Annotated in this window: 3 protein-coding genes; 2 read left to right on the top strand and 1 reads right to left on the bottom strand. The window is 70.4% G+C overall.

Features of this window, described 5'->3' with window-relative positions; genetic code table 11:
- Positions 1 to 78 precede the first annotated feature (78 nt).
- Positions 79 to 996, bottom strand: a complete 918-nt coding sequence (locus IAE41_RS21975) for an LpxL/LpxP family Kdo(2)-lipid IV(A) lauroyl/palmitoleoyl acyltransferase (protein ID WP_079223198.1) — start codon at positions 994 to 996, stop codon at positions 79 to 81.
- Between the two features lie 60 nt (positions 997 to 1056).
- Between IAE41_RS21975 and waaA the strand changes: the two genes are divergently transcribed.
- Positions 1057 to 2355, top strand: coding sequence for a lipid IV(A) 3-deoxy-D-manno-octulosonic acid transferase (gene waaA, locus IAE41_RS21970; RefSeq protein WP_200734562.1), 1299 nt, complete (start codon positions 1057 to 1059; stop codon positions 2353 to 2355).
- Positions 2356 to 2567: 212 nt separating this feature from the next.
- The gene (locus IAE41_RS21965; protein WP_234458972.1) at positions 2568 to 3821 is read left to right on the top strand and encodes an amino acid transporter; all 1254 of its coding nucleotides are present in this window, start codon (positions 2568 to 2570) and stop codon (positions 3819 to 3821) included.
- The last annotated feature ends 114 nt before the right edge of the window (positions 3822 to 3935 follow it).

The raw sequence follows: 3935 nt of genomic DNA, 5'->3' as shown, positions 1-3935 counted from the left end.
GGATTGTTGTAGATCCACGCCATGCGTGGATGGCGCGGTGACGGGCGCGGCTGGACATCATCCACGCATGGCGTGGATCTACTTGTAGAAATCGCTGCGGCCGCCCGGCTGGCGCTTGAAGCGCCGGTGGATCCACAGGTACTGGTCCGGGGCCTCGCGCACCATCTGCTCGATGGCCTGGTTGACCCGCGTGGTATCGGCTTCCACGTCCTCGCTGGGGAAGTTCTCCAGCGGCGCGCCGATCTTCAGGAAATACTTCCCGCCCTCGCGGCGGTGGAAGTAGGGAATCACCGCGCAGCCGGTCATCCGCGCCAGCTGGTGGGTGGCGGTGATGGTAGCGGCGGTATGGCCGAAGAACGGCACGAACACGGTGTCCTTGCCGCGCATGTCCTGGTCCGGTGCGTACCACAGGAAACCGCCCTTCTTCAGGTGGCGCACGGTGGCACGGATATCCTCGTTGGCGTACATCGCCTTGGCATAGCGCAGCCGGCCGAACTTCACCGCCCACTCGTACACCGGGTTCTTGTGCTTGCGGTACATGCCCGACAGGTCGACGTGGTCGCACAGCAGGCGGCCGCACATCTCCAGGGTCATGAAGTGGCCCGACACCAGCAGCACGCCGCGGCCTTCGGCCTGCATCTGCTTGAGGTGTTCCAGGCCCTCGATCTGTACCTGCGGGCGGATGCTGTCGATGCTGCCCCACCACGAACGCGCGCATTCGAAGATGCCCACGCCGAGGGCGTCGAAGCTGTCGCGCACCAGGCGGTTACGCCAGGCCTCGTCCTTCTCGGGGAAGCACAGCTTGAGGTTGACCTCGGCGGCACGGCGGCGGCTGCCAAGCGTGCGCCAGGTGATCCAGCCGACGCCGCGGCCGAGCGCGCGCTGCAGCATCCAGGGCAGCCGGGCGATGCCGAACGCGGCGAACATGGCCGCGAACATCGGCCAGTTGCGGGGATCGGCCAGGGACGGGCGGACGGCGGTAGAGGCATCGGACATGCCGCCATTCTACCAACCCCGCCGCGTGTCTTTCCCGGGGGGCTCCCGTATCCTTGCTGCATGCGTAAAGACCCTGTCGAATGGATCCTGCGCGGCCTGTATTCGGCCGTGCTCTACATCCTGCTGCCGATCACCGTGTACCACCTGGTGTGGCGCGGCTTCCGGGTCCGTGAATACTTCCGGCGCTGGGATGAACGCTATGCGTCCTACCCGCAGCCGACCGGCCAGCCGCGGGTCTGGCTGCACGCGGTCTCGGTGGGCGAGGTCAACGCCGCCGCGCCGCTGGTCAACGCCCTGCGCGAGCAGCGCCCGGACATCCGCTGGGTCATCACCACCATCACCCCGACCGGTTCGGAACGGGTGCGCGCGCTGTGGGGCGACGCGCTGGACCACGTCTACCTGCCGTACGACGTGCCGGGCAGCGTCAACCGCTTCCTCGGCCACTTCCAGCCCAGCCTGGCCCTGATCCTGGAAACCGAACTGTGGCCGAACATGCTGTTCGGCTGCCGTGACCGCCGCATCCCGGTCTACATCCTCAACGCCCGCCTGTCGGCCCGTTCGCTGCGTGGCTACCGGGTGCTGGCCGCCCTCATCCGCCGCGCGCTGCGCACGGTCACCTGCGTGGCCGCACAGTCGGATGACGATGCCGCGCGCTTCATGCAGCTGGGCGCAGCGCCGGAGCAGGTGCAGGCGCTGGGCAACCTGAAGTTCGACATCACCACGCCGGACGTGCGGCCGTTCGTGGCCCAGTTCCACGCGAAGGTGCCGGCCACGCGGCCGGTGTGGATCGCGGCCAGCACCCACGATGGCGAAGAGCAGGCGGTGATCGACCTGCACCGGCGCCTGCGCGAGCGCCATCCGGACCTGCTGCTGCTGTGGGCGCCGCGCCATCCCGAGCGCTTCCCCAAGGTCGAAGCGCTGGCCCGCGAGCAGGGCTGGAGCGTGGCCACGCGCCGTGCACAGCAGTGGCCAGGGGCCAGCACCGAGGTGTTCATCATCGACACGCTGGGCGAACTGATGCCGTTCTACGGCTGCGCGCAGGTCGCCTTCGTCGGCGGCAGCCTGCAGGCCATCGGCGGGCACAACCTGCTGGAACCGGCGGCGATGGGCACGGCTGCGGTCACCGGCCCGCACCTGCACAACTTCGCCGAGATTTCCCGGCGCATGCGCGAGGCCGGGGCGCTGCTGATCGGCGAGGACGTGCAGGCGGTGGGCGACCTGCTGCAACACCTGCTTGATGATGCGCAGGCCCGCGAGGACATGGCGCGGGCCGGCTGCACCCTGGTGAGCAACGGGCGTGGCGCCCTGCAGCGCACGCTCGCGCTGGTCGCCCCGCACCTGCCGCCGCCACGCGGCTGAGGCGAGGGCAGGGTGCCGCACAGGCACTGTCGCGTTCAACAATTTCAAGCCCGCTTGATGACGTCCGCACTGTCGTAGCCGGGCCGTCAGGCGCTGCCTCGCGTGCGTGCCATCACAACGCAGCACACGTTCGGCCGATTCTGATTTCGTCTCGTTGTCCGGGCTGCCAGCCTGATGTCGACCACGCTTGGGCGGCATCAAGGGAGCTTGTGATGAAGGACGACAGCGGTGCTGATCCGGGCAGCGGACGCGCGGCATTCGACCGGTTGGGCAGCGACCAGCTGCTGGTGCTGGCGCTGACCCTGCTGATCGGTGGCAGCGTGATCGCGCTGGTCGGGCAGAACACCGCGGCACGGGCTGGGCCGGCCATCGTCCTGAGCCTGCTGCTGGCCGCCGCAGGTACGGCGCCGCTGCTGTTCTGCCTGCGCGAAGTGATGCGCCGCATGCCCGGTGGGGCCGGGCTGCCGGCAGCGCTGCTGGACGTGTGCGGGCCGCGGCCTGCAGCCGTCCTGCTGGGCCTGCTGCTGCTGGATCTGCTGGCCACCCTGGCCGGCGCCGCGCAGTCGGGTGCCCACCACCTGTACGCGACCGTCAGTGCGCTCGGCCAGCCGCCGCAGCGCTGGCTGCCGATGCCGCTGGCAGCGGCGCTGGGGCTGTTGCCGGTGGGCGTGGCGGCCATGCTGCGCCCGCGCCGGGCGGTACGGCTGGCCTGCGTGCTGCTGGGCGTGAAGTTGGGCGTGGGCCTGCTGCTGGTCCTGCTGGCCGCACGCTACGTGCACTACGGCAACTGGGTGCCGTGGATGCCGTCATCGACCGGGCCACAGCGGTTCGGGCTGGGCGGCGTGGTGGCCGCGGCCGTGCCCCTGCTGGGGGTATTTGCCAGCGCCGGGCTGCTGCTGGGCATGGCCCCAAGGGTGCAACAGCCCCATCGGCAGCTGACCCGGGTGGGCGGCGGCGCGGTCCTGGTCGCGATGCTGATGCTGATGGGCCTGGCGGCGCTGCAGTCGGGCCTGGTGGAGTTCGCCGCGCTGGACAGCACGCGGCCGCTGTCGGTGGCCGTGCAGGGCGTGCCGCACCTGCAGTGGATGTTGCCGCTGCTGCCGCTGGCGGGCTGGGCCGGGCTGGTGGCGCTGCAGGTGGTGGTGCTGCTGATGATGATGGACCTGCTGCCGGCGCTGTGGCGGCGATCGGGTGGCGGTCCTGATGATCGCGATCCGGGCCGGGTGACGCTGGCCTTCGGGGCGGCGGCGCTGGCCATGCTGCTGGTGCCGTGGCTGCCTGAGCGCGAGGTGCTGCCACCGGGCTTCGGCGCGCTGCCGGTGCTGGCGGTGCTGTGCCTGGGCCTGCTGCGCCCGTACCCACAGATGCCACCGCGTCGGGTGGCGATGATCCGCGTGCTGGCGCCGTTGGCGGCGTTGTTGTGCCTGGCGCCGCTGGCCCGGCAGATCCTGGCCTGGCTGGGGTAGGGGCGGGATCGCGCACGGCAGCCACGCATGGCGTGGCTCTACTGCAATCAGCGCCTCCCTCCGGTGGATGCACGCGCAGCCGGTGGATCCACGCCATGCGTGGATGCACGCGCA

Source organism: Stenotrophomonas sp. S39, from assembly GCF_016624665.1.
Taxonomy (GTDB): domain Bacteria; phylum Pseudomonadota; class Gammaproteobacteria; order Xanthomonadales; family Xanthomonadaceae; genus Stenotrophomonas.
This window is presented reverse-complemented; position numbering and strand designations above follow the sequence as displayed.